Here is a 25406-nt window from a genome sequence, read left to right as displayed (position 1 = left end):
CCCGGAACCGCCGTTGCCAGTCATTCATGGAAAAGCCAGACACGCTGTCCTGGCTTCACTTCGAATCCGTGGAGCGTCTGTCCAAGCCCGAGCTACTCCAGAGGCGTGGCCTGGGCCACGGCCGGCGCGGGGACGTACTCCTCGCTCGTGGCCAGGGTGCCCAGCTCGTTCACTCCGCCCACCACCAGCACCGTGCCCCGGCGCAGCCACAGCGCTCCGGCTTCGCCTCGCGGCTCATGCAGCGTGGGCGCCTGCGTCCAGAGGCCCTTCGCCGGGTCGAAGCGCTCCGCGGAGTCCAGCGTGCCTCGCGACGAGTGCTCGCCGCCCACCACCAGCACCATTCCCTCCGGCGTCACCAGCGCCGCGTGGTGCTCTCGCGGCGCCGCTGGCGCTTCCACCTGTTCCCAGGCGTTGCGCTCCGGCACGTATACCTCCGCCGTCGTCGACGCCTGCGTCGTCGTGCCGCCCACCACCAGCACGCGCCCGTCCGGCAGCAGCGTCACGGTGTGCCCCCTCCGGTGCGCTCCCGCCGCGCCGCCCATCGCTCCCGCCTTCTCCCAGTGGCCCGTCGCCGGGTCGTACAGCTCCGACTGCAGGCCGCTCGCGAAGAGCACCTTGCCCGTGCGCAGCACCACCGCCGTCCCCGCGCCACCTCGCGCGGAGCCTGGTGCCTCCGCCACGCTCCACGTCCCCGTCGCCGGATCGAACAGCTCCGCCGAGCGCACCGGCCGCAGGTCCACGTCCGTGCCCCCCGCCACCAGCACGCGCCCGTCCGGCAACAGCACCGCCGCCGGGTCGTTGCGCGCCTCGCTCATGGGCGCCACCGGCGTCCACACGCCCGTGTCCGGCGCGTACAGCTCCGCGCTCGCCAGCGCGCCCACCGCCACGCCGTTGGAGCCGCCCACCGCCAACACCCGCCCGTCCGGCAGCCGCACCACCGCGTGGTTGCGCCGCGCCGTGCGCAGCGCCCCCGTGGTCCGCCACCGGCCCGTCTCCGGGTCGAAGACCTCACAACTGCCCAGCGTGCGGCTGCCGTCATGCCCTCCCGCCGCCAGCACCCGCCCGTCCTCCAACGCGACGTAGGGCAACAGCCGCCGAGGCGTGGACAACACGCCCGGCTCCAGCGCCTCCACGCCCCCCGCATCCGCCCGGGGCGCGGGCCCACACGCGAACACCACTCCCAACCACAGCATCGTGACGCAAGATGTCGAAAACCGTCGCATGACCCCACCGGAACGCCTGGCCGAGGGGTTCGTCTAACGCGGCGGTCTGACATCCGGGCCCCGCAAGGCCTTGTAATTCCAATGTTTGCCCCTCCCTCCAGGTTGGAAATCCCGAACTCCCGGAGGCAGCACGGGGCCCGGCCGCGTCAGTGCCTCATGGGACCCGCGGGGTCGTTCGCGGGCTCCGCGTCCATGCCCCCGCTGTGGCGCGGCGGCAGGGCGCCGCCGTCGTCGTCCTCCTCCAGCGTGAGCTGCGCGTGGTCCGCCGGCTTGAGCAGGACCTCATCGCCGCTCACGGCCTCCACGTCGCTGAACTCGACCAGGTAGTCGCGCCGGGGGATGGGGACCAGCCCACGCTCCAGCTCGAAGTGCGTGGCGCCCACGCCCGCCACCCGGCCCAGCTGTTGTCCGTCGGCGGTGCGCACCGACATGCCCTCGCGCACGTCTCCCGCGTGAATCATCGCGTCGCTCCTCGCGCTCATGGGGTCCTCACCCAGAGTGGGGTCGCTCCCGCCGTCGTGCGCGCGCGGGCAGGCAGCCCGGTGGGCCCCCGGGCCGCCTTCTTCCCCGGCTGGATGCCTGCCCCGCGCGCAGCCTCGGCGCGGGGTGCCTAACGTTGCCGCAGGAGGCCACCATGCTGCTGGAACTGTCGAACGATGAGTCGCGCGTGCTGAAGGACGCCGTGGACTCCTCGCTGCACACGCTGCTGGAGGAGATTTCCCAAGCCTCGCAAGGCGAGTTCAGGGAGGCGCTGCGCCAGCGCTACGACCGGCTGGCGGCCCTCCAGCACCGGCTGGAGCCCATCGTGGAGAGCGAACAGTTCTACGCCTGATCCACCGCGAGGCCCGTCCTCGCGTCGAACCGGCGCAGGTACCGCGCGTCGTGGCGCAGCCACACCGTGTCTCCGCTGGAGGCGTGGAAGTCCCCGGGCGCCCGCGCCACCAGGCGCTCGCCGTTCATCTCCACCGTCACCCAGACCTCCGCGCCCATGGGCTCCACCAGGTACACGCGCCCCTCGCGCGCGTCGTCCGGCAGCGCGCCCTGCCCCACCTGGAGGTGCTCCGGACGCAGGCCCAGCACCGTGTCACCGCCGGACAGGCCCAGCGTCTGGGGCTTCACCAGGTTGATGCGCGGCGAGCCGAAGAAGCCCGCGACGAAGAGGTTCGCGGGCGCGTCGTACAGCTCGCGCGGGGGGGCCACCTGCTGCACCTCGCCCTGGCTCATCACCACCACGCGGTCTGACAGCGTCATCGCCTCCGCCTGGTCGTGCGTGACGTAGATGAACGTGGCCTTGAGCTGTTCGTGCAGCTTCTTGATTTCACCGCGCATCTGCGTGCGCAGCGCCGCGTCCAGGTTGGACAGGGGCTCGTCGAAGAGGAACACCTTGGGCCGGCGCACCAGCGCGCGTCCCAGCGCCACGCGCTGCCGCTGTCCACCCGACAGCTCCTTCGGCCGGCGCGACAGGAGCGCCTCCAGCCCCAGCACGGCGGACACCTCGCGCACGCGCGCGTCGACGTCCTTCGCGCCCACGCCCGCCACCTTCAGCGGGAACGCCAGGTTCCCCGCCACGTCCAGGTGCGGATAGAGCGCGTAGCTCTGGAACACCATCGCGATGTCGCGCTCGCGCGGAGACAGGTCGTTCACCACCTGCCCGTCGATGCGCAGCTCCCCGCCGGACAGCTCCTCCAGCCCGGCGATGAGGTTCAGCGTCGTGGACTTGCCGCACCCGGACGGGCCCACCAGCGACACGAACTCGCCGTCCGCGATGTCCAGCGTCACGCCCTTCACCGCCGCCACGCCGCCCCGGTACACCTTGCGCACGTCCTGCAGGGACACCGTCGCCAAGGCTCCGCTCCTCCACGCAGGGCCACGCCCCGCGAAAAGCCGCAGCATCGCCGCTCCCGTCCCGCCGGAAAGCCCCCTCGCGCCCTGCCCCGTCACCTCTCCTACGTGACAGGATTTCCAGACCAGGCGGTTTGTTACAGGTTCAACAGTTCCCTAGACTGCGCCGGAACGCCCCGCTGGAGCAGCCATGCCCTTCGTCTTCCGTGGTCAGAACCTGGACGCCATCCTGGGCGACCCGCTCAACGCCGCGAACAGCCTGTACGGCATCATGAGCGCGGCGGATCCCCAGTTCATGGAGGACCTGCGGCTGCACTGGAAGAAGCATGTCCGCGAGACCCCGGGGGTGAACGGCACCGCCTGGCGGCCGGCGCTGAAGGCCTTCGCCGCCATCGCGAAGGACTGGTGGAGCACCTACAGCGACCATCGGCTCGCGGGCATCCTCTACGGCACGGGTCACTCCGTCGCGACCGCGGCGGTGACGGGCGCGCAGTCCTCCGCGCAGTTCCTGCGCGACTTCGAGGCCGCGCGCGATGAGGCCTTCTACGTCTTCTTCCAGTTCGCCTCCGTGAACGAGCTGGCGGGCGTGTCCTTCCAGGCCACGTACTACCACTACGACGTGTCCGCGCTCTTCGAGCAGCGGGCGCACAGCAAGCTCAAGGCCATCGTGTCCCGCCGGGTCATCGAGACGGCGCAGATCATGCTGCGCATCCTCTACGGCAACATGAGCATGGGCTGGGGCAGCCTCTACAGCACGCGCACCCTGGCCACGACCCTGCTCCTGGCGCAGATGCACAACGCGGCGCTGAGCACCTACCGCTCCCGCTACACGGACCGGCGCTGCTACAACCAGAGCGCGGTCGCGTTCACGCTGCTGACGTTCTCGTACATCGTCGCGCAGGCCTGGCGGGACAAGCGCTACGAATTCGACGAGGCGCGCTGGTACTCCTTCTGGAAGTTGGTGGGCTCGCTGCTGGGCGTGGACACGCGCCTCATCGCGGACAACCACGCGGAGGCCGCCACGCTGTGGGAGCTCTTCTTCGAAGAGCACGAGTGCCAGGGGGGCCCCAGCGCGCCCAACCCCACGACGTTGGACCCCCGCCGCATCAACTCAGGACTGCGGCAGGGCTACGCCGTGCAGCCAGAGGCGAACCTGCTCCAGTGGGTGCCCGCCTTCATCGTCACGCAGCTGCGCAACGGCAAACGCTGGGGCAAGTACCTCATCGGCCGCTGAGCTCAGCGCTCCACCGTCACGCCCTTCCAGAAGGCCACGTAGCCCTGGATGTTGGACGCGGCCGGCTTGGGCTCCGGGTAGTACCAGGCCGCGTCCGGGTTCGTCTTCCCGTCCACCACCACCGAGTAGTAGCGGGCCTCGCCCTTCCAGGGGCAGTGGGTGTGCGTGGCGCTGGGCTTGAAGTGCTCACGCACCAGGCTGTCCGGAGGGAAGTAGATGTTGCCCTCCACCGTCTCGTAGGTGTCGCTCTTCGCGAGCACCACGCCATTCCATTTCGCCACGGGCATGCGGAAAACCCTCCTGGAGACTTCTTCGCTAACGCTGACTCAGCCCGCGTGCGCGGCCTGGTTGGATGCGTGCCGGGTCAGAAAGGGAGCGAGCTCCGCGTTCACGAGCGCCGGCTCCTCCACGGTGGACGAGTGCCCTCCGCGCGACAGACGCACCAGCTTCGAGCCGGGGATGAGCGAGTGAATGCGCTCCGCCTTCTGAGGCACCGTGGCGCGGTCCTCCTCGCCCACGATGACGAGCGTGGGCGTGCGGATGCGCGGCAGCTCCTCCGGGATGCCCTTGCGCTGGAGGACGCCGTTGACGGCGCGGTAGATGTCGCGGCGGTTGCCCTTGAGCCGCGCGCGCCACAGCGCCCGCTCCTCCGCCCGGCCCGGGTCGGTGAGGAATGACGTGCCGAACATGATGCGCATCACCGGCGTGACGACGGGGCCCAGGCCCACGTAGCGCGCGATGAGGTTGAGCGCCGTGTAGCGCGGGACGTTGGCGGGGGGCTCGGGGTCGGTGGACGTCTCCAGGAGCACCAGCGAGCGCAGCAGCTCCGGCCGGCGCGCCGCGATTCGCTGGCCCACGAAGCCGCCCATGGACAGGCCCACGAAGTGGACGGGGGCGACGCCCAGCGACTCGATGAGCGCCACGGCGTCCGCGTACACCGTCTCCATGTCGATGACCTTCTCCGGGGGCACGTCGCTCTGGCCCTGCCCCCGGTGGTCGTACGCGATGCAGCGGAAGCGGCCGCGCAGGGCCTCCACCTGCGGGTCGAACAGCCGGGTGCTCCAGAGGAGCCCGTGACTGAAGAGCACCACGTCTCCAGAGCCGCCGGTGTCCTCGTAATACAGCCGGGTTCCATTCACGGACCGCATGGGCATGGGCGCGGACTCCCTTCGCTGGGGGTGGACCCTAATCCAGGGCTCGGCTGGACCGCAGCCCTCCCTGGGAGGTCGTTGTCCACTGGAGGAGACGGGCTTGCTCGGAGCGCCGCTTGTGCCGCCCGGCGCTTGGGAGGAGCATGGGAGGCACCTTCCGGATGCGCTCCTCTCGCCCTGTCCTTGTCGCCCTCGCGGTGGTGGTCCTCGCGGCGGGCCTGTTCTTCTTCCTGCGCCCCTCGGGCCCCTCCGCGCCCGCGGTGGCCCAGGCGCCCGCGCCTGCTCCGGCGACGCCGCTGGACGCGGGCAGCGTCGCCGCGCCCGCGCCGGTGAAGACGGTGGAGGCGCCGGCCGCGAAGCCGAATCACTTCGTGGGCTCGCAGGTGTGCGCGGACTGCCACGAGGAGCAGCACACCGGCTGGAAGCATGACTGGCACGCGCGCGCGCTGTCGCCCGCGACGAAGCCGTACGTGGCCGGCACGTTCACGGCGGGCACGCACTTCCAGGGCGAGTCCAGCGAGGCGTGGATGCGCCGCGACGGAAACACGTACCTGATGCGCACCAAGGGCGCGGACGGGAACCTGGGGGAGTGGCCGGTGCAGTGGCTGGTGGGCGGCAAGCGGATGCAGGACCCCATCACGCTGTTGCCGGACGGCCGCTGGCAGGTGCTGCCGGTGTACTTCCACGTGACGGGCAAGGGCGAGTGGGTGGACTACTCGGAGAAGAAGCAGGGGGCGCTGACGCCGGACCACCCGTTCTTCTGGGCGAACTTCCGCCGCAGCGCGCAGCACGCGTGCATGGACTGCCACGTGACGGGACTGGACGCGCGCTATGACCGGGCGAGCCACCAGTGGGAGACGACGTTCGCGGACGCGGGCGTCGCGTGCGAGTCCTGCCACGGACCCGGCGGACGGCACGCGGAGTCGCAGCTGCCGGCGGACATCATCCAGCCGGCGAAGCTGTCGAAGGACGAGTCCTTCGCGGTGTGCGCGCAGTGCCACGGGCCGCGCCGCACGCTGTTCCCCATGCTGGACGCGAAGCACCACTTCCAGCCCGGCCAGCGCTACGACGCGAGCTATCAGCCCATGGTGGTGCTGGTGGGCAACGACCGCTCCGGGGACTTCTTCTCGGACGGGCGGCCCAGCACCTCCAGCTTCGAGTACCAGGCGCTCCTCCAGTCCAAGTGCCACCTGAAGGGCGGGGCCACGTGCCTGACGTGCCACACGGCGCCGCACGACGCGAGCGCGCCCAACGAGGTGAAGAAGCAGAAGCCGGTGGTGGCGCGCACGTCGGTGAACGCGACGACGTGCCAGGGTTGTCATCAGGAGGTGGTGGCGCAGGGCGAGCAGCACACGCACCACAAGGCGGCGGCGGCGCAGGACTGCCTGTCGTGTCACATGCCGCCGGTGGTGTCGGGCGTGCTGGACCACTTCGCGGACCACGCGCTGGACGTGCCGGCGCCCCAGAACACGGCGCGCCATGACATCCCCAACGCGTGCAACACCTGCCACGCGAAGCAGACGCCGGACGCGATGCAGGCGGCGCTGGTGAAGTGGTGGCCGAAGGCGGAGGCGCGGCAGGAGCGGCGGCTGCGGCTGGCGGACGCGTTCGACGAGAAGACGGCGGCGCAGAGCCGGGGGGCGCTGGAGGCGGTGCTGGCGGACACGGCGGAGGCGGGCACGCTGCGGGGCGTCGCGGCGCAGCTGCTGGCGCGCCGGTTCAAGCACGACGCGGTGCCGGCGCTGCGGGCGGCGTTGAAGGGCACGACGGACCCCACGCTGCGTTCGGACATCATCGACGGGCTGGGCTCGGCGAACGCGCGCGAGGCGACGGAGGACCTGGTGCCGCTGATGCATGACGCCTCGCTGTGGGTGCGGCAGGGCGCGACGCTGACGCTGGCGGCGTTCGGGGATCCGCGGGCGATGCCGGCCCTGCAGGCGCTGGCGACGGAGCCGGAGACGCGCGGGCTGGTGCAGCCGCACGTGATGCTGGGGCAGCTGGCCATGCGCCGCAGGGACGTGGCCACGGCGACGCGCGAGTTCGAACAGGCGCTGGACCTGCAGCCCTACAACGCGGACGTGCTGGTGCGGCTGGCGGACCTCTACATGGTCCAGGGTGACGCGGCGAAGGGCCGCGAGCGGTTGGAAGAGGCGCTCCGGTTCGATCCGCAGAACCGCTTCGCGAAGCAGCGGCTGGGCATGATTCCGGCGCGGTGAGGATGGGAATCCTCGCGAGGACTCTGGGTGCGTCGTCGCTGCTGATGGCGCTCGCCTGCGCTCAGCCCGCGACGACACCTGGGGTCGTGCGAATCAATGCGCGTGACATTCCCGAGCGCATCCCGGGTCCGATGCCCGGCTTCGGCCCCTTCGACACATACTCGGACGCACTCATTTCCGCCTGCTCGATGATGCTGAAGCAGCCACATGCCACGGCAGGGCGGCAGTCAGACATGAACTTCCGGCTCAGGTGGGACCTGTCGCAGGAGTACTGCGCCTGGATCTATTACACCCCCGACGAGCGGTTCGAGATGAGCATGATGTCGGTGACCACGATCCAGGACGCACATGGCAAACGGAGTTGTCGCCTGCCTCCCACGGTGGACGACGCCCGTTACCCTCCAGAGAGCCTGGGTTACGTGTACCTGCTCCACACGCATCCTTACGAAGGCGAGCTCACGGAGCAGGACATCCGCTACATCGTCGCCATGGGACAGGAACATGGCTGGGAGGTGAAGACGAAAGCAGGAATGTTGCGGCTGTCGCTCGTGGCCTTCTTCTCGGCATCGAGCGACCCTGAGAACCCCACCTGCGACGGTTTCTTCCAGTACACGCCCACCACCGGCGACCTATCGAAGTGGACCCAGGAGCGGAAGCAATGGCGCCGCCAATCCGTCGGTCGCGTCACCTGGATCGACGCGCAGCGCTACCAGATTGACCGCCATTAGAGACAACCCTGGCGCATTCACGAAGAGGCCCCATGGCGACCAAGCGCTTCATGCTTCCGGCGGCGTTGCTCCTGTCTGGCTGCCTGCGATCGTCTACGCCCACGCGTGAGGCCTGGACGAATGACGCATCCATCGAGTTCCCCCAGTTCTTCGAACAGCCCGCGACAGAAGCGGGGGCAGATGGCGGCACGGTTGAATTGAGCGGCAGTGTCCTGCGCGCGCTCGAAGCCGCCGCCGACGACTTCCTGGGGCCTCAAGATGCCAACACGCCGTGCGTCAACCGGCGCGAGTCACACCAGTACAGGGTCATCCAGCGGCAGGGGATCCTCTTCATCCGGATCGATGAGGATCCCCGAGCCTGTGGCCTGACCGTTCCCGCGCTGGATTCAGGCGCGCAGTACGCGGTCGGGAGCGATGGCCGGATTCTCCGCCGCCTTCGGGATGGCGAGCCGGATGGCTCTCGGATGCCCACGGATGCGGGCCCGGGTGTTTGGGTTCCCACGTCGGAGGTCGGCCAGTCCTTCGATCCGCCCGATGGGTCCGTGCCCTTGCCGTTCCTTCAGGCCCCCTGACCGCCGTGGCGCGCTGAACACCCGGCCGCCCTTCGAGACAGACGCCCGCGCGGCGCTCGCGACGCACGTTGGACCTTCCCTTGCCACCGCCTGCGTCAGGACGCGCCATGCCCCCGCGAAGCCCTCCACACCCCCGGTCCCGGCGCCCGTAAGGACCCTCTCCGGGCTCCTGCTCCTCGCGGGAGTCCTGTCCATCGACTGCTGAGCACTTCCTCGCCCGGCTGTGTTGTCCACTGGAGCGCCGAGGGGCGCGAACCGTGGCGGGGGGCTGGCTTCGCCCCTACCTGGGGAGCACTCCTATGCATGCGCTCGTGTTCGCAGCCCTGCTCGTCCCCGCCGGAGTCCCCGGCGAGGGGACAGCCGCGCCCGGCTCCGAACCCACCCCGCCGCTCGTCGCGCAGTACACCGCGCCACCGCAACGGGCTCCACCCGCGCCTCCACCGCCCACGCCTCCCGTCGCGCCCCCGAACGTCCAGGCTCCGAGCGCGCCCGCGCCCAATGCCCCCGCCCTGAACCTCCCCGAGCAGCCTCCGGCTGCCCCGGCTCCCACCCCGCCCGCGCCGAACGCTCGGCCTCCCGCGCAGCCACCCGGCCGGCCCCGCACGCCCGCGGCCCAGAACCCGGACGACGTTCCAGAAGTGCCGCCACCGTTCCATGCGAACGTGTCGGATCCGCTGCTCGCGCCCCCGCCTCCCGCGCCCCAGGTCCTCCAGTCCTGGAACGAAGCGCTCACGCTGCTGCGCCAGCGCTCCCCCGACCTCCAGGCGGCCCTGGGCCAGGTCGAGGTCGCCGCGGGCACGTGGCGCATCGCGCTCTCCAACCTGCTGCCCAACGTCACCGGCAACCTGACCGTCCAGTACAACGTCCTCAACCCGGGCCTCGTCGCCTTCGGCGGGGGCACGGGCGGCGCGGTGCCGGGCACCGGGGGCTTCACCCCCACGGAGCTGCTGGGCGTGGGCATCCTCACCGCCAACGTGCCCGTGGTGGACCTGGCCAGCCTCTACGCCCTGGGCAGCGCCAAGCAGTCCCGGCGCACCGCCGCCCTGTCGCTCGCGGAGACGCGCCGGCAGCTCACCCGCGGGCTCGCGCAGGCGCTGGTCTCCGTGTCCTCCACCGAGCGCCTGGCGGAGGTCAACCGCGTCAACCTGCGCACCGCGCTGGAGCGGCTGGCCCTGGCACAGCGCCGCTTCGAGTTGGGCGCCGGCACCCGCCTGGACGTCGTCCGCGTGGAGCAGGACGCCGAGGTGGCCCGCCGCAACGTCGTCACCGGCGACGAGGACCTGCGCAGGGCGCGCGAGTCCCTGGGCCTGGCCCTGGGCACCCCGTCCGCCGTGGGCCTCAAGCCGGGCCTCGAACTGACCACGCTGCTCCAGGGCGCGAAGGCCACCTGCCGCACGCTGGAGGAGCTGGAGAACCGCCCGGACATCGCCGCCGCGCGGTCGCGCCTGGTGGTGGCCGAGCGCGCCATCGGCGAGGTGCGTCGCCAGTACTTGCCCACCCTGGACCTCACCAGCAGCACCACCGCGCTCACCGTCAACCCGGGCTTCGCGGAGGTGCCCATCTGGAACGTCGGCGCCAGCCTGGTGCTGCCCTTCTGGGACGGCGGCGCGCGCGAGGGCCGCATGCGCCAGGCCCGGGGCCAACTGGAGCAGGCCCGCGCGGACAGCACCGCCCGCGAGCGCAACATCGTCATCGAAGTCACCCAGGCGAAGCGCGCCGTGCAGGTGACCCAGGAGACGCGCGAACTGGCGGAACGCCAGCGCGGGCTCGCGGAAGAGAACGACCGGCTCACCCGCCGCAGCTTCGAGGTGGGCACGGGAACGAGCCTGGAGCTGGTGGACGCGGCCGGGGCCCTGCGGCAGGCCGAACTGGAGCTCGTCATCCGCGACTTCCAGTACCGCCAGGCCGTGGTGGATGCATTCCTGTCGGAGGCGGCATGCGATTGGTGAGGGGCGGTTGGGGCGCATGGGGGCTCGTCCTCGCGCTGACGGCGGGCGGGTGCAGCGGCGGCAAGGAGCCCGGTCAGGCCTCACCCGGAGGAGGCCCCCGGGCAGGACAGCAGGGCCAGGGCGGCGGCAAGCCCATGCCCGTGCAGGTGATGACGGTGAAGCCCGGCCTGGTGCGCGACACCGGCGAGTACGTGGGCACCCTCATCTCCCGGCGCAGCATCACCGTCTTCCCGCAGGTCGCCGGCTACATCCAGAAGATCACCGTCCGCCCCGGCGACACGGTGAAGGCCGGCCAGGTGCTGCTCGTCGTGGATCCGCGCCAGGAGCAGGCCGCCTTGCGCGCCACGCAGGCCCAGAAGGCCTCCGCCGTCGCCAGCCGCGAGTTCGCGCGCAGGACGCGCGAGCGCAGCGCGCAGCTCCTGCGGGAAGGGCTCGTCAGCCGCCAGGACTACGACCAGGCCGTGGCCCAGGCCGAGCAGGCCGACGCCCAGGCCCGGGCGGTGGAGGCGCAGATCCAGAACCAGCAGGTGCAGCTGGGCTACTTCAACGTGAGCGCCCCCTTCGACGGCGTGGTGGGCAACATCCCGGTGAAGCTGGGTGACTACGTGACGCCCCAGTCCGCGCTCACCATCTTGGACCAGAGCCGCGCGCTGGAGCTGTCCGTGCAGGTCCCGGTGGACCAGGCCGCGCGGGTGAAGATTGGACAGACGCCGCTGGAGGTCCTCAACGAAGACGGCGCGCCCCTCGTCCGCGCGCCCGCTTTCTTCGTCGCCCCCACGCCCGACCCGAACACGCAGCTGGTGGAGGTGAAGGCCGCCTTCGACAACACCGTGGGCCTGCGCGCGGGCCAGCTGGTGCGCGCGCAGCTCGTCTACGACAGGCGCGACGCCTTGAAGATGCCCACCACCGCGGTGACGCGGCAGGGCAGCCAGTCCTTCGCCATGGTGGTGGGGGAAGGCGACGCGGGCACCGTGGTGAAGCGCCAGCCGGTGACGCTGGGGCTGGTGGAGGGCAACGACTACGAGGTGCTGAAGGGATTGGACGCGGGCACCCAGGTCATCATCAGCGGGGTGCAGCAGCTGCGGGACGGCATGCCCATCCAGCCGAGGCCCGCGCCGCAGGCGCAGGGCCAGATGGAAGGCATGCCCCTGCCCCCCGCCCAGGGCACGGGCGGCGGCGCGGACGCGGGGCGGTAGGGGACGGCCATGTTCACCGACTTCTTCATCAAGCGCCCCGTCTTCTCCAGCGTGCTGTCCATCCTCATCACGCTGGTGGGCGCCATCTCCATTCCCAGCCTCGCCATCGAGCAGTACCCGGAGCTGGCGCTGCCGCAGGTGCAGATCACCGCCACGTACACCGGCGCGTCCGCGGAGACGGTGGAGAGCGCCGTCACCACCGTGCTGGAGCGCCAGCTCAACGGCATGGAGGGCATGCGCTACATGTCCTCCACCAGCACCAACGACGGCCAGTGCACCATCACCGCGACGTTCGACCCGTCACGCAACGTGGACCTGGCCGCGGTGGACGTGCAGAACCGGGTGGCCACCGCGACGCCGCAGCTGCCCGCCGCGGTGAACGCGCTGGGCGTCACGGTGCGCAAGGCGCAGACGCAGCTGCTCGTCTCCTTCGGCGTCTATGACGCGGAGAAGCGCTACGACACGGAGTTCCTCAGCAACTACGCGGACGTCTACATCCGCGACGCGCTCTTGCGCGTGAAGGGCGTGGGCGACGTGCGCATCTTCGGCGAGCGCCGCTTCGCCATGCGCCTGTGGCTGGACCCCACGGAGCTGGCCCGCCGCAACCTCACCGCGCAGGACGTGGTGAGCGCGCTGCAGGAGCAGAACGTCCAGGTGGGCGCGGGCAAGGTGGGACAGGCGCCGTCCGCCAAGGACCAGGCGTACCAGCTGTCCCTCCAGGTGAAGGGCCAGCTGACGTCCCCGGAAGAGTTCGGCGCCATCGTCATCCAGCGCGGCGCGGACGGCGCCCTGGTGCGCGTGCGCGACGTGGGCAGCGTGCAGCTGGGCGCGGAGAGCTACCAGCAGCTGCTGCGCTTCAACGGCCAGGACGCGGTGGGCCTGGGCATCACGCAGCTGCCCGGCTCCAACGCGCTGGCGGTGCGCGAGGGCGTGGAGGCGGAGCTCAAGCGGCTGTCCGCCAACTTCCCGCCGGGCCTCTCCTACAAGGTGGCCTTCGACACCACGGCCGCGGTGAGCGCCTCCATCGACGAGGTGCTCCACGCGCTGGGCGAGGCCATCCTCCTGGTCATCCTGGTCATCTTCATCTTCCTGCACGGCTGGCGCAGCGTGCTGGTGGCGGTGACGACGCTGCCGGTGTCACTCGTGGGCACGTTCATGTTCGTCCGGGCGTTCGGCTTCTCCCTCAACACGCTGACGCTCTTCGGCCTGACGCTGGCCACGGGCCTGGTGGTGGATGACGCCATCGTGGTCATCGAGAACGTGGAGCGCGTCATCGAGCACGAGAAGGTGGACGCGAAGGAGGCCACGCACCGGGGCATGCAGCAGGTGGCCGGCGTGGTGGTGGCCACCGCGCTGGTGCTGTCCGCGGTGTTCATCCCGGTGTCCTTCTTCCCCGGCACCACGGGCGCCATCTACCGCCAGTTCGCGCTCACCATCGCGTTCTCCATCAGCCTCTCCGCGCTCGTCGCGCTCACCCTGTCCCCCGCGCTGTGCGCGCGCATCCTGCGCCCCAACGAGGGCCAGAAGTTCGTGCTGGCGCGCAAGTTCGACCAGGGCCTGGACTCGCTCCGGCGCGGCTACGGGAAGCTGCTGGGCCTGATGCTGGGCAAGGCGCGGTGGATCGTCGTGGCCATCTTCGCCGCGTTCCTCGTGGGCACGGGCCTGCTCTACCGGTCCACGCCCACGGGCTTCATCCCGGATGAAGACCAGGGCTACGTCATCATCGCGGTGCAGGGCCCGGAGGGCACGTCGCTGGAGTACACGCGCAACGTCCTCATCCAGGTGGAGGACATCGTCAAGCAGCAGCAGGAGGTGACGGAGATCTTCACCGTGGGCGGCTTCTCGCTGCTGGGCACGGGCGCCAACTACGGCTCGCTCTTCATCAACCTGAAGCCCTGGGAGGAGCGCAAGTCAAAGGAGTCCAGCGTCGCGGGCCTGATCGAGCGCCTGCGCGGCCCCCTGAGCGCCGTGGGCGGCGCGCGCGTGCAGCCCCTGCAACCGCCCGCCATCCGCGGCGTGGGCAGCGTGGGCGGCTTCGAGTTCGTGCTGGAGGACCAGCAGGGCGACCGCACGCTGGATGAGATTGCGCAGGCCACCCAGGCCCTGGTGGGCAAGGCGGGCCAGGAGAAGCAGCTGCGCGGCGTGTTCTCCGCGTTCACCGCGGGCTCGCCGCAGCTGAACATCGACGTGGACCGGGAGAAGGCCAAGGCCCTGGGCGTGCCGCTGTCCTCGGTGTTCTCCACGCTCCAGGTGTACCTGGGCAGTCAGTACGTGAACGACTTCACCTTCTCCAACCGCGTCTACCGCGTGTTCGTGCAGGCCGCGACGCCCTTCCGTGACAACCCGAAGGACATCGGCAGCCTCTACGTGCGCTCGGCCACCGGGGCCATGGTGCCGCTGGAGGCGCTGGTGAAGGTGACGCCCATCACCACGGCGCCCAACATCACGCACTACAACCTCTACCGCTCCGCGAACATCAACGGCCAGGGCGCGCCCGGCGTCTCCACCGGACAGGCGCTCGACACCATGGAGCAGGTGGCGAAGCAGGCCCTGCCGCCGGGCTTCACCTACGAGTGGACGGGCCTGTCCCTGGAGCAGAAGAGCGCGGGCAACACCGTGCTCGTCATCTTCGCGCTGGGCATCGTGTTCGTGTTCCTGGTGCTGTCCGCGCAGTACGAGAGCTTCGCCCTGCCCTTCGTCGTCATGCTCGCGGTGCCCGTCGCGATGATGGGCGCGCTCCTGCTCCAGAACCTGCGCGGCCTGGTGAACGACGTGTTCTGTCAGGTGGGTCTGGTGATGCTGGTGGGCCTCGCGTCGAAGAACGCCATCCTCATCGTGGAGTTCGGCGAGCAGCTGCGCGCGCAGGGCCAGGGCGTGGTGGAGTCCGCCATCAACGCCGCGGAGACGCGCCTGCGCCCCATCCTGATGACGTCCTTCGCGTTCCTCTTCGGCGTGGTGCCGCTGATGCTGGCCAGCGGCGCGGGCGCCTCCGCGCGCAAGTCGCTGGGCACGGCCGTCTTCGGCGGCATGCTCTTCTCCACCTTCGTGAACCTCATCTTCATCCCCGTGCTCTACGCGCTGGTGGAGGGAGGGCGCACGAGGATCCTGAAACACCGCAAGCACGGCAATTCACCGAATGGTCCGAACAACCCGCCGCCGCCGTCCATCCCTCCGGAGGGGGAGCCGCCGCGACCCCAGCCGGCGTAGGCAGCGCGTCGCGAAGGACCCGCACAGCGGGCAGGCGCTCCGGTGCGCTATCCGGCGCCGGAGCGTCCTGGTTATCCTCAAGCGACGCATGGCTTCTCCCCTGACTGTCGATGAGCGGCGTCGGTGGCTGTACACGTTGAAGCAAGCCCCCGCGCTGCGCCACACGCGTGCGTCCGTGCTGCTCCGCCTGCTGGAAAGGGCCCGGCAGGTGGAGCCCCTGCCGGGCGAGGGCATCTGCCGCGAGGGCGAGCCGGTGGACGGCGTCTACCTCCTGCGCTCGGGCGAGTGGCGGGTGACTGCGGGAGGGACGCTGCTGCTGCACCTGCGCTCGGGAATGTCGCTGGGCGTGGAGGCGCTCGCGCGCGGCACGTGGCCCGTCACGGTGACGGCGGAGTCCGCGTCGCACGCGCTCTTCCTTTCTCGTGCGGACCTGGAGGCGGTGGTGGCGGTGCCGCGCCCTGGCGGTGCGGCGCCGGGAGCGGACGTGGTGACGTTCCAGGCGCAGGGGCTGGACCTGCCGCCCGCGGTGCTGTCCGTGCTGGTGGAGCTGGTGGCCAAGGTGATGGTCCACGACTTCGGGGATCGCGTGCTGCTCGTGCGCGCGGGGACGAAGCGCATGGACAGCGCGGTGCGCGGCGCGGACGGCGTGTTCCGCCGCACGTCCGGCCCGCATGCGCCGCTCCTGCTGGAGGGGGAGGACTTCGACTGCGTGCTGGTGGAGGGCGTGCCGGTGCCGGAAGGGCTGAGGCCCCGCGAGGTGTGGCTCGTGCCTCCCGGCGCGGAGGCGGTTCACGCGGGGGCGCCGGGTGCGCCGGTGCTGCCCACGGTGCTGCTGTCGCCGTGGCGTCCGCAGGGCAGCCCGACGCTGCAGGGGCGCCCGCTGCCGGAAGAGGACGGGTGGGACGAGCAGGCGCCGCCGCCCGGGTGCAGGCTGCGGCTGGACTGGGAACGCCTGGTGGTGCGGCCCGGGGACGCGCGGCCGCTGGAGGCGCTGGGCCTGGACGCGGGGACGCGGGACGCGCTGTCGCGGTGGGCGCGCGCCATCACCGGCCGGCGCGTGGGGCTGGCGCTCAGCGGCGGCGGCGTGTGGGGCTTCTACCACGTGCACCTGTTGCGCAGGCTGGCCGCGCTGGACGTGCCGGTGGACCTGCTCAGCAGCGCCAGCATGGGCTCGCTGGTGGGCGCGTACTACTGCGGCACGGCGCGCGACGGACGCGAGGGCCTGGACGGCCTGCGCCGGCTCCAGCACCGGGCCCGGGGCGGGCACCTGTCCGCCGCGGCGCTGTCCTCCGTGGTGACGACGCAGGCCATGGAGTGGCTGGTGCGCGGCGACCTGGGGGACCTGGCGCTGGAGGAGCTGCCCATGGGCTTCCTGCCGGTGACGACGGACCTGACCACGGGCCGCTGCGTGGTGCTGGAGAAGGGGCCGCTGGCGCTGGCGGTGCGCGCGAGCGGATCCGCGCCGGGCGTCTGGGCGCCCACGCTGCAACCTCCCGCGCGCTACGTGGACGGGGCCTTCACCAGCATGGTGCCGGTGGACGTGCTGCTGGACGCGGGCGCGGACCTGGTCTTCTCCAGCAACATCTTCCCCTCGGGCCACCACCACGCCGCGCGGCCGCTGCTGCCGGGAGCGGTGGGGCTGTTCCTCTCCGCGCTCAACCCGGTGGCGCGGGCGAAGGACCTGCTGGCGAGCGGCGTGCTGCTGCTGCACCGCAACGGCGACCTGGAGTCCGCGCGCGGGGACCTGAGATACGACGTGGGCGCGCGCGACCAGCCGCTGCTCGGCGCCATGCGCTTCACGCACGTGGACGAGGTGCTGGACGAGGCCGCGCGCGACATGGGCCTGGAGCAGAAGCTGCTGGAGCTCAAGCAGGCCTGGGAGTCGCTGCGCACGCGCGGGCACGCGGCCGGTGGAAGGCGGGCCGCGTGATTCCAGTCCGCATCCTGGGCACCGCGAGCGTGCTGCCCGGGCCGCCGGTGACGACCGCGGAGGTGTGCGCGCGCGTGGGCCGCGACGCGGCGGAGGTGGAGCGCAAGACGGGCATCCGCACGCGGCACTTCGCGCCGGAGGGCACGCGCGCGGCGGACCTGGGGGCCCGGGCCCTGCGGGGCGCACTGGAGGCGGCGGGGCTTCCGGCGACGGCGCTCCGGCGCATCCTCTTCGTGTCGTCCATGGGCGGGGACGTCACCACGCCGGCCAACGGCAGCCGGGTGGCGGCGGCGCTGGGGTTGTCGGGGTCGTGCGACGCGATGGACGTGGGCAACGCGTGCATGGGGTTCTTGAGCGCGTTCGACCTGGCGGCGCGCTCGGTGGCGACGGGGCTGGGGCCGGTGGGCGTGGTGTCCGTGGAGCTGCTGTCGCGCACCACGCGGCCCGAGGACCCGCGGCCCTACCTGGTGCTGGGCGACGCGGCGGCGGCGGCGGTGCTGGGCGAGGCGCGGCCCGGCGAGGGCGTGCTGGGAGTGGCGCTCGGCAACGACGGCACGCTGCCCCCGGACGTCGTCCTGGAGAACCCGCACCAGACGGGCGGGCGCGAACACATGCGCTTCCTCACGCCCGCGCGGGACATGACGCGCGTGGCGTTGGGGGCGCTGACGCGCGCGGCGTCGACGGTGCTCCAGGGCGCGGGGCTGACGGTGGCGGACATGGAGTGGGTGCTCACGCATCAGCCGAACGGGAGCATGCTGGCGGCCATCCTCCAGGCGCTGGGGGTGCCTGCGGAGAAGAGCGTGACGGTGGTGGACACGGTGGGCAGCGTGGGCTCCGCGTCGCTGGGCACGGGGCTGGACAGGCTGTGGCGCACGCGGCCGGTGAAGCCTGGGGACCGCGTGTTGATGGTGGGCGTGGGCGCGGGCGTGGCGCACGGCGCGGTGCTGTACCGGGTGGGCGGGTGAGGTCCGCGACGGCGGCGGCGGCGCGGGCCGCGTGGCTGACGACGTTCCGGCTGCTCCAGGGCTACCACCGCTACGAGGTGGTGAACCTGGAGCCGCTGCTGCGCCCCGGCGCGAAGCTGCTGGTGGGCTACCACGGGCGGCCCCTGGCGCTGGACCTGTGCATGCTGACGGTGACGCTGCACGACCACCTGGGCTACCTGCCGCACGGCATCGCGCACGGCGCGTTCGACCGCATCCCCGGCATGCGGCAGGTGGCGGACGGGCTGGGCTTCGTCACGGGTGACGGCCCGCTGTTGGCGGAGGCGGTGAAGAAGGGCGAGCACGTGCTGGTGCAGCCGGGGGGCACGCGCGAGGGCTGCCGCGACTTCCGGCACCGCTACCGCGTGGACTGGGGCGAGCGGCTGGGCTACCTGCGCCTGGCCGTGCGCTACGGGCTGCCCATCGTGCCCATCGCGGGCCACGGCATGGACGACGCCTACGTGGGCCTGAATGACGGCTACGCGTGGGGCAAGCGCGTGGGGATGCCGGGCCGGCTGCCGCTGTGGCTGGGCGTGGGCGCCACGGGCCTGTGGCCGCTGTCCCTGCCCTTCCCCGTGAAGATGACCCAGTGGGTCGGAGAACCGTTGACGACCCATCTGGCCCCGGGGTTCGACGCGGAGGACCGGCAGTCACTGCTCACGGTGCACCGCGAGGTGACGGGCGCGGTGCAGGCCCTGCTGGACGCGGCGCGGCCCGGGTGCCCTCCAGTCCGACCGGATACGGGCGAGTGAACATCCCGGCGACCCGGGGTGCTGACGCTTTCACCGCGAAGACAGTCGCACCTCCCTGGCGCCGGAAGCGGGCAGGCGGGCCTCGCGGCGATGCTCCACGGCCTCATTCCATGGCTGGGGGGCCTCATGAGCTGGAGCATCCACATTCCCGCGGTGAACACTCTCAAACTCGCGCTGGGCAACGCCGCGCACGAGCAGGCGCTGGGCAGCGCCGAGCTGGACGGCAACAAGGCCATCCCCATCCAGGGGGGCCAGGTGTCCCTCACGGGCGCGTTCAAGGTCCCCGTCGAGCTCTTCAACGACCAGGGCGACACGGACGCCTACGGCATCATCGGCGTGGCGCCGAAGGATGCCGACGGTTCGATGCCCGAGCCCCTCTTCTCCCCGGACGGAGCCGCGTGCTGGCTGAAGTACGCCGCGGAGCTGAGCGCGGAGGCCAACGGCACGGGGACCTTCCCCTTCGTGGAGCTGAGCGGCGGCGGGGTGCTCCAGGTGCAGGTGGCGGACTACCGGCGGCACGCCGCGACCCAGACGCTGGAGGCCGCGCTGGGGTCGGACGTGAAGTCGCTGCGCCTGCCCTTCCTGCTGGGAGATGTGCAGGCGCTCCAGCCCGGTGACGCCCTGTCGTTCCAGACGCGCGTCGCGCTGAGGACCGGGGTGAAGGCGTCCTGGTCCGCCATCAGCACGACCCTGGTGGCGGCGCTCGCGAAGCGGCTGGCGGGACAGCTGGTGTTCGAGCTGAAGGCGGACGTGGGCGCGTCCATCGGCGGCACCGTGTCGCTCCAGGACGAGTTCCGCATGGTCTTCTCGCGGCCGACGGCGGGCGGCGCGTTCCGCGTGTCGGTCCGCAAGGCCACCTCCGACGCCGCGACGGCCCAGGTGTCCGCCGGCGTCTCGCTGGGGTACTCGTCGCCGCTGCTCGCGTCCATCCTGAGCGCCGTGGACTCCAAGGTGCAGGACGCCCTGAAGGTCGTCGAAGGCCTGGAGCAGGGCTCGCTCCAGCCCGCGCTCCTCCACGTCGCCGCCGCGCTGCTGAAGCAGCTGGGGTTCCTCAAGCCGGTGGAGCCCACGCTCGAGTCGGTGACGGCCGCGTATGAGGAGCTGAAGGACTTCGTGGAGAGCGTGGTGGGCAGCGCGCTCAAGGCCGGCTTCGAATACGAGTACGCGCGCAGCACCGAGGACGCGACCCTGCTGGAGCTGGAGGTGCCCGCGGCGGAGCTGGCGGGCGCGCACGGCGCGTTCGTCTCCGGCGACCTGGCCTCCATCCAGCACCGGGTGAACGACACCTGGCTGCGGCGCTACTTCCACATGAAGTCCGTGGAGTCCCAGCGCGTCTGGGGCCTGGGCCTGGGCTGGCGAGACGTCAACTTCGCCTCGCAGGAGGACCGGCGGAAGCTCAAGTCCGTGGTCCAGCACGCGTCCCGCGACCACCGCCAGGGCCCTCGCCGCTACGCGTTCCTGGGCGCGCGCAGCTACTCGAGTTCCGGCGTGCTGTACGGGAAGACGGCCCGCTGGGGGCTCGACTTCAGCGCCCAGATGCCGCGCTTCAGCCTCACGCCCAGCGCGGACGAGTTCGAGTACGCCCTCTTCGCCCAGAGCCAGGTGGAGGACGGCCTGTCGAAGGACCTCATCCAACGCGCCGTGGACGGGGCGACCGTCTGGGGCGCGGTCCGTCCGGAGGACGCGCTGGCGCTGGTGGACCGCCTCTTCCGCGAGGCGCCCGCCGGCACGAAGACCGCCACGCGGCTGGACCTGCGCGTGGACAACCCCAGCTTCCGGCGGCTGCTGACGAAGCTGGGCTCCGAGCCCGTCTTCGAACGCAACGCCTTCGCGAGGGCCCTGGCGCGCGCCCTGCCCCGGGCCAACCAGCCCGTGCGCGCCAGCGTCCAGCGCCGGGAAGAGCTCTACGCGCCGCTCTGGGACGCGTACCTCAAGGACGGGGCGAGGGACTGGACGCTCGACAAGGCGAAGGCGAACGTGGCCTGGCACCTGAAGACCCAGGCGGGAGCGGATGGCTTCGTCGCGTCACACTGGGAGCAGAGCGGCGCCACGGGCACGTTCTCGGATGTGCTCGTGCAGTCCTCGCGCTACGGGGGTGACATCGGAGGCCGGCCGTACGGGAAGGTCTACGTGTTCTGGAGGGACCTGCTCGACAAGCTCATCGCGCTGAACAAGGCCATCCAGTCGGAGGCCGTCATCGCGGAGAACGACTCGACCTCCTCCGTGCAGCAGGTGTTCACGGCCCTGGATGACCTGCTCTGCGACGACTTCCGCGTCACCGCGTTCGTCGCGTGGATGGATCAGCTCGCCCTCCGGTGGAAGCTGGGGTCGGGCATGCAGCGCCTGCTCCAGGTGCGCGTGGGAGAGAAGGAGTTCGTCATCTCCCACGGCTGAGGTTGGGCCACCGCGCCCTCCCGCGCTACCAGCGGATCCGGTACGTCGCGGAGGGCGGCGCGTGGGCCTCCACCACGGTGGTGAGCCCCTGCACGCCGGTGGTCAGCGTCCCGAAGTGACAGAGGGCGCCGAAGAACTCCGGGTGGAGGCCGGCGTCATTCACCTTCAGCCGGTAGTCCGTGGGGCCCAGCCGCTCCACGTCCACCTGCACGTAGTTGCTGCCGGAGGCCATGTTGCGCGTGGTGCGCTCCAGCGTGCGCGCGGGGCCCAGGATCTTCAGCACGGCCTGCAACGCGCGCCCCATGCTCGTGGAGAAGTAGGCGTCGATGAAGCGCTCTCCCAACTGCCAATGCGCCTGCCCGATGGGGACGCCCGGGAAGAGCGCCTCCGCGGAGATCCGCAGCCACTGGTACCACTGCATCTTGGGATACGCGGGCGTCCGCTTCCGGTCCACGTCCAGGCCCGCGTCCTTCAACTTCGCTCGGAGCGGGGCGTCCAGATGCCCCTCCAGGGCCACCAGCAGGCCCTCCACCGTGTGACCGAACACGACTTCGTCCTGCGGACTCACGACGTGAGGCTCCTTCGCCATGGCTCGGGGGCAAGCCGTGGATGCACCCGCCATGGGTAGACGGACTGGCGTCGTGAAACAACTGATCCGCGCAACCCAGATGTATTTTTCCTGCCATCTCACGAGGCAATTCCCGAAAGCCTTTCACCCTGCCCCGGGGAGCCCGGCTCTCTCCTGTTTCGTGACTTCACCGGGTGCTGTCTAAAACATGTTTCACGGCCCGGCCTGTCACCAGCGCATCCGGTACGTCGCGGAGGGCGACGCGTGGGCCTCCACCACGGTGGTGAGCCCCTTCACGCCGGTGGTCAGCGTCCCGAAGTGGCACAGGGCTCCGATGAACTCCGGGCGGTCGCTGCCATGGCTCACCATCAGCCGGTAGTCGGTGCCGGCCAGGCGCTCCACGTCCACGCTCAGGAAGTTGCTGCCGGAGGCCAGGTTGCGCGCGGTGCGCTCCAGCGCGCGGGCGGGGCCCAGGATCTTCAGCACGGCCTGCAGCGCGCGCCCCATGCGGGTGGAGAAGTAGGCCGTGAGGAACCGCTGTCCCAGCAGCCAGTGCGACTGGTGCGGCGACAGGTTGGGGAAGAGCGCCTCCGCGGCCAGGGACACCATCTGGTGCCATTGCTCCCGGGGATAGGCGGGCTCCAGCTCCTGCTCCAGGTCCAGCCCCACGCGCTTCAAGCGGGCCCGGAGCGGGGCATCCAGATGCCCCTCCAGGGCCCCCAGCAGTCCTTCCACCGTGTGGCCGAACACGACCTGTTCCAGGCGACGCATGACGGGAAGCACCTCCTCCATGGCGCGGGGCTGCGTCCTTCACCGGTAAACGGTCACGGACCCGGGAACAACCCACCCCTCCCTTCGTGCAGCGGGATTTCCACCAGCGGACGGAGCAACTTCAAGAAGCCCGTGGACGGCGCCACTCGTGGCTTCATCCCGCGCATGCTGCTCAAGGTCTGCCTCAACGGAGCCCGCGCGGCCGCGGATCATCCCCGGCTGCCCGTCACCCCCGAAGCGCTCGCGCGCGACGCGGCCGCGTGTCACGCCGCGGGCGCGGGCGCGTTCCACGTGCATCCGCGAGCAGCGCACGGCGGCGAGTCCCTGGACGCGGTGGACATCGCCGTCGCGGTGTCCGACATCCGCCACGCCTGTCCGGGCGTGCCCGTGGGCGTCAGCACCGGCGCGTGGATCCTCCCGGACGTGGAGGCCCGCCACGCGCGGATCTCCAGCTGGAAGAGCCTGTCCGCCAGGACCCGGCCCGACTTCGCCTCCGTCAACCTGTCCGAGCCGGGCTGGGAGTCCATCGCGGACGCGCTGCTCGACGCGGGCATCGGCGTGGAGGCCGGCGTGTGGTTCCCGGAGGACGTGCTCCGGCTGGCCGCGTGGCCCCGTGCCTCGGAGTGCCTGCGCATCCTCGTGGAGACGCAGTCCCCCCAGCCGGAGGCCGCGTGTCAGGAGGCGAGGACGCGGGTGGAGCTGCTGCGCGCCACGGGGCTCACATCGCCCCTGCTCGTGCACGGCTCCGAGGGCGGCGCGTGGGCCGTGCTCGCGTGGGCAGGGTGCCACGGCTTCGACTCGCGCATTGGGCTGGAGGACACGCTCGTGCTCCCGGATGGCCAGCGCGCGGAGGACAACGCCGCGCTCGTGTCCGCGGCCATCCAGGCCCTGCGCGGCCGGTGAGGCTTCACTCCCCGCATGGGTGTTCTCCCCAGCCCCGCGGCGCCCTGCTTCCTATGATGGAAGCACCATGCACGAGCCCCCCCCAGCAGGCGGATCCCCTCCCGCGGTCGAGGGGGACCCGCCGGCCCCTGCGTGGGCGCTCATCCTGGGCGCATCCTCCGGCACGGGCGCGGCCATCGCGGAGGCCGTCGCGCGCAAGCCGGGCCTGAACGTCTTCGGCGTACACCGGGGCCGCTATCCGGACACCGCGCGCGAACTGGAGACCCGCGTGCGGGACCTGGGCCGTGACGTGCACCTGCGCCAGGCGGATGCCTCCACGCCCGAGGCCGCCGAGGCCGGCGCGGACGAGCTGCTCCAGCGCGCGGGCCCGCGCGGCGTGAAGCTGTTCGTGCACGCCATCGCCGGCGCGTCCGTGGGGCGCTTCCTGTCGGAAGGCCCGGACCGGCTGCACCCGCGCCGCATCCAGCGCACGTTCGACTGCATGGCGCACTCGTTCGTGTACTGGACGCAGGCCCTGGTGAAGCGCGACCTGCTGGCCCCGGACGCGCGCCTCCTGGGCTTGCAGAACCCGCTGGATGAAACGCACCTGGGCAACACCGGCCTCATCAGCGCCGCCAAGGCCGCGCTGGAGATGTACGTGCGCCACCTCGCCATGGAGCTCGGCCCGAAGGGCCACCGCGTCAACCTGCTCAAGTTCGGCACGGTGATGACGCCCGCGCTGCGCCACGTCTATTCGCCGGAGGCGCTGGCCCGGCTGGACGAGCGCCACGCCGCCATGACCCCCGCGGGGCGCATGGCCACGCTGGACGACGTGGCCCGCTTCGTCACCGTGCTCGTGGGGGATGACGCCGCGTGGTTCAACGGCGCCACCATCGACTTCACGGGCGGCATGACGCTGCGGCTGCTGGACCTGGTGCTCAACCCGTGACGGCCGCCGGAACGCGGAACGTGAGGCAGTAGTAGAACGGTGACACCTGTTCCTCGATGACACCGACGGCACCCCCGGGCAGCAGCGCGCGGGGGCTCTTCGCCTCGCGCGTGTAGAACGTGAGGGCGCGGAAGGCGGCGCGCTGGAACAGCGACGGGCGGAAGGCCGCGTCCAGCTGCTCGTCCACCACCACCAGCGGCGTGCCGGGCCGGGCCACGCGCGCCATCTCCCGCAGCGCCACCGCGGGCTGGCGGTAGCTCCCGATGCCTCCGACGTGGAAGACGCGGTCGAACAGGGCATCCTGGAACGGGAGCGCGTGCGCGTCCGCGACGAGCAGGCGCGTGTCCTGCATGCCCCGCCCCTTGCGCAGCCGCTTCTCGCACTGCGCCAGCATGCCGGTGCTCAGGTCCAGGCCCCACACCTCCACGGGCAGGCCGGGCGGCAGCGCGCCCTGGATGCGCGGCAGGTTCGCGCCCGCGCCCACGCCCACCTCCAGCACGCGCACGGGCTGCCCGTCGTCGCGGGCCTTCAGCGAGCCCAGCTCCAGCCGGCGCATGTAGCCGTCGCGCATCCGCGACTCGGAGACGGACTGGAACAGCGGCGTGAGCACCGCCGTCAGCGGGTCGTGCAGGGCGGGCAGCCCGTCATAGAAGTGGCGCATCAGGCGGTCCGTGCCCTGCACGCGGTCCTCGCGGTACAGGCGGGCGAGCCCGTCCGCCACCTCCCACGTCTCGCCGCAGCGGGCACAGAGCAGGCGTCCCTCGTCCAGCCGGTCGTCCTCGCTCTGCCCGTGCCACACCAGCGGGCCCCGGCAATCCGGGCAGGCCAGGAGCGCCACGTCCTGCACTCGCATCATCGC

The 25406-nt window shown here is 71.5% G+C and carries 22 protein-coding genes; 14 read left to right on the top strand and 8 right to left on the bottom strand.

The features are described 5' to 3' along the window. Nucleotides 1-92 precede the first annotated feature (92 nt). Together KYK13_RS00755 and KYK13_RS00750 are read right to left on the bottom strand one after the other, a co-directional pair. On the bottom strand, nt 93-1193 hold the full coding sequence (locus KYK13_RS00755; protein ID WP_223640934.1) for a kelch repeat-containing protein: 1101 nt from the start codon (nt 1191-1193) through the stop codon (nt 93-95). 176 nt (nt 1194-1369) lie between these two features. Beyond that, nucleotides 1370-1705: a DUF2171 domain-containing protein gene (locus tag KYK13_RS00750; protein WP_223640932.1), complete on the bottom strand. Its 336-nt coding sequence runs from the start codon at nt 1703-1705 to the stop codon at nt 1370-1372. Nucleotides 1706-1857: 152 nt separating this feature from the next. Here KYK13_RS00750 and KYK13_RS00745 point away from each other — a divergent pair, with 152 nt between their 5' ends. Further along, entirely contained in the window at nt 1858-2055 is a 198-nt protein-coding gene (locus tag KYK13_RS00745) for a hypothetical protein (RefSeq protein WP_223640929.1), read from the top strand. Here KYK13_RS00745 and KYK13_RS00740 read toward each other — a convergent pair. After that, on the bottom strand, nt 2046-3068 hold the full coding sequence (locus KYK13_RS00740; RefSeq protein ID WP_304504083.1) for an ABC transporter ATP-binding protein: 1023 nt from the start codon (nt 3066-3068) through the stop codon (nt 2046-2048). The two genes, KYK13_RS00745 and KYK13_RS00740, sit on opposite strands and share 10 nt — an antisense overlap. Nucleotides 3069-3255: 187 nt before the next feature. On the opposite strand from KYK13_RS00740, the gene KYK13_RS00735 reads away from it, so the two are divergent. Next, the gene (locus KYK13_RS00735; protein ID WP_223640927.1) at nt 3256-4299 is read left to right on the top strand and encodes an oxygenase MpaB family protein; all 1044 of its coding nucleotides are present in this window, start codon (nt 3256-3258) and stop codon (nt 4297-4299) included. Between the two features lie 2 nt (nt 4300-4301). On the opposite strand, the gene KYK13_RS00730 is transcribed toward KYK13_RS00735, so the two are convergent. Further along, on the bottom strand, nt 4302-4586 hold the full coding sequence (locus tag KYK13_RS00730) for a DUF427 domain-containing protein (protein WP_223640924.1): 285 nt from the start codon (nt 4584-4586) through the stop codon (nt 4302-4304). Between the two features lie 39 nt (nt 4587-4625). After that, the gene (locus KYK13_RS00725) at nt 4626-5453 is read right to left on the bottom strand and encodes an alpha/beta fold hydrolase (protein ID WP_223640921.1); all 828 of its coding nucleotides are present in this window, start codon (nt 5451-5453) and stop codon (nt 4626-4628) included. Nucleotides 5454-5611: 158 nt separating this feature from the next. On the opposite strand from KYK13_RS00725, the gene KYK13_RS00720 reads away from it, so the two are divergent. The 10 genes from KYK13_RS00720 to KYK13_RS00670 all read left to right on the top strand — a co-directional run bounded on the left by KYK13_RS00720 (nt 5612) and on the right by KYK13_RS00670 (nt 21377). Beyond that, a complete protein-coding gene (locus KYK13_RS00720) occupies nt 5612-7666 on the top strand; it encodes a HEAT repeat domain-containing protein (RefSeq protein ID WP_223640918.1) in 2055 nt (684 codons plus the stop codon). A gap of 2 nt (nt 7667-7668) precedes the next feature. Further along, nucleotides 7669-8394 carry a hypothetical protein gene (locus KYK13_RS00715; protein ID WP_223640916.1) on the top strand — a complete coding sequence of 242 codons (726 nt, stop codon included), beginning with the start codon at nt 7669-7671 and terminating at the stop codon, nt 8392-8394. 32 nt (nt 8395-8426) lie between these two features. Beyond that, nucleotides 8427-8966 (top strand): hypothetical protein, encoded by a 540-nt coding sequence (locus KYK13_RS00710; protein WP_223640914.1) that lies wholly within the window; start codon nt 8427-8429, stop codon nt 8964-8966. 299 nt (nt 8967-9265) lie between these two features. Further along, nucleotides 9266-10915: a TolC family protein gene (locus tag KYK13_RS00700; RefSeq protein WP_304504082.1), complete on the top strand. Its 1650-nt coding sequence runs from the start codon at nt 9266-9268 to the stop codon at nt 10913-10915. Next, the gene (locus KYK13_RS00695; protein WP_223640909.1) at nt 10903-12111 is read left to right on the top strand and encodes an efflux RND transporter periplasmic adaptor subunit; all 1209 of its coding nucleotides are present in this window, start codon (nt 10903-10905) and stop codon (nt 12109-12111) included. Before KYK13_RS00700 ends, KYK13_RS00695 begins: the two co-directional genes overlap by 13 nt. Before the next feature lie 9 nt (nt 12112-12120). Beyond that, nucleotides 12121-15318, top strand: a complete 3198-nt coding sequence (locus KYK13_RS00690; RefSeq protein ID WP_223640907.1) for an efflux RND transporter permease subunit — start codon at nt 12121-12123, stop codon at nt 15316-15318. 88 nt (nt 15319-15406) lie between these two features. After that, nucleotides 15407-17248: a cyclic nucleotide-binding and patatin-like phospholipase domain-containing protein gene (locus KYK13_RS00685; RefSeq protein WP_223640904.1), complete on the top strand. Its 1842-nt coding sequence runs from the start codon at nt 15407-15409 to the stop codon at nt 17246-17248. Then, a complete protein-coding gene (locus KYK13_RS00680) occupies nt 17245-18213 on the top strand; it encodes a 3-oxoacyl-ACP synthase III family protein (RefSeq protein ID WP_223640902.1) in 969 nt (322 codons plus the stop codon). Before KYK13_RS00685 ends, KYK13_RS00680 begins: the two co-directional genes overlap by 4 nt. Next, the gene (locus KYK13_RS00675) at nt 18210-18983 is read left to right on the top strand and encodes a lysophospholipid acyltransferase family protein (RefSeq protein WP_223640899.1); all 774 of its coding nucleotides are present in this window, start codon (nt 18210-18212) and stop codon (nt 18981-18983) included. Before KYK13_RS00680 ends, KYK13_RS00675 begins: the two co-directional genes overlap by 4 nt. A 126-nt stretch (nt 18984-19109) precedes the next feature. Next, on the top strand, nt 19110-21377 hold the full coding sequence (locus KYK13_RS00670) for a hypothetical protein (RefSeq protein WP_223640896.1): 2268 nt from the start codon (nt 19110-19112) through the stop codon (nt 21375-21377). A gap of 25 nt (nt 21378-21402) precedes the next feature. Here the strand turns inward: KYK13_RS00670 and KYK13_RS00665 are convergent, their stop codons facing one another. After that, entirely contained in the window at nt 21403-21945 is a 543-nt protein-coding gene (locus KYK13_RS00665) for a DUF2378 family protein (RefSeq protein WP_223640894.1), read from the bottom strand. A 228-nt stretch (nt 21946-22173) separates the two neighbouring features. Next, nucleotides 22174-22716 (bottom strand): DUF2378 family protein, encoded by a 543-nt coding sequence (locus KYK13_RS00660; RefSeq protein WP_223640892.1) that lies wholly within the window; start codon nt 22714-22716, stop codon nt 22174-22176. A 132-nt stretch (nt 22717-22848) separates the two neighbouring features. Here KYK13_RS00660 and KYK13_RS00655 point away from each other — a divergent pair, with 132 nt between their 5' ends. Both KYK13_RS00655 and KYK13_RS00650 read left to right on the top strand, forming a co-directional pair. Then, a complete protein-coding gene (locus tag KYK13_RS00655) occupies nt 22849-23619 on the top strand; it encodes a 3-keto-5-aminohexanoate cleavage protein (RefSeq protein WP_223640890.1) in 771 nt (256 codons plus the stop codon). Between the two features lie 67 nt (nt 23620-23686). After that, a complete protein-coding gene (locus KYK13_RS00650) occupies nt 23687-24547 on the top strand; it encodes an SDR family NAD(P)-dependent oxidoreductase (RefSeq protein WP_223640888.1) in 861 nt (286 codons plus the stop codon). Here the strand turns inward: KYK13_RS00650 and KYK13_RS00645 are convergent. Further along, nucleotides 24537-25403 carry a methyltransferase domain-containing protein gene (locus tag KYK13_RS00645; RefSeq protein WP_223640886.1) on the bottom strand — a complete coding sequence of 289 codons (867 nt, stop codon included), beginning with the start codon at nt 25401-25403 and terminating at the stop codon, nt 24537-24539. The two genes, KYK13_RS00650 and KYK13_RS00645, sit on opposite strands and share 11 nt — an antisense overlap. Between the last annotated feature and the right edge of the window lie 3 nt (nt 25404-25406).

Source organism: Corallococcus sp. EGB, assembly GCF_019968905.1.
GTDB lineage: Bacteria > Myxococcota > Myxococcia > Myxococcales > Myxococcaceae > Corallococcus.
Note: the sequence above shows the minus strand (reverse complement) of the source record. Positions and strands in the feature narration are given on the sequence as shown.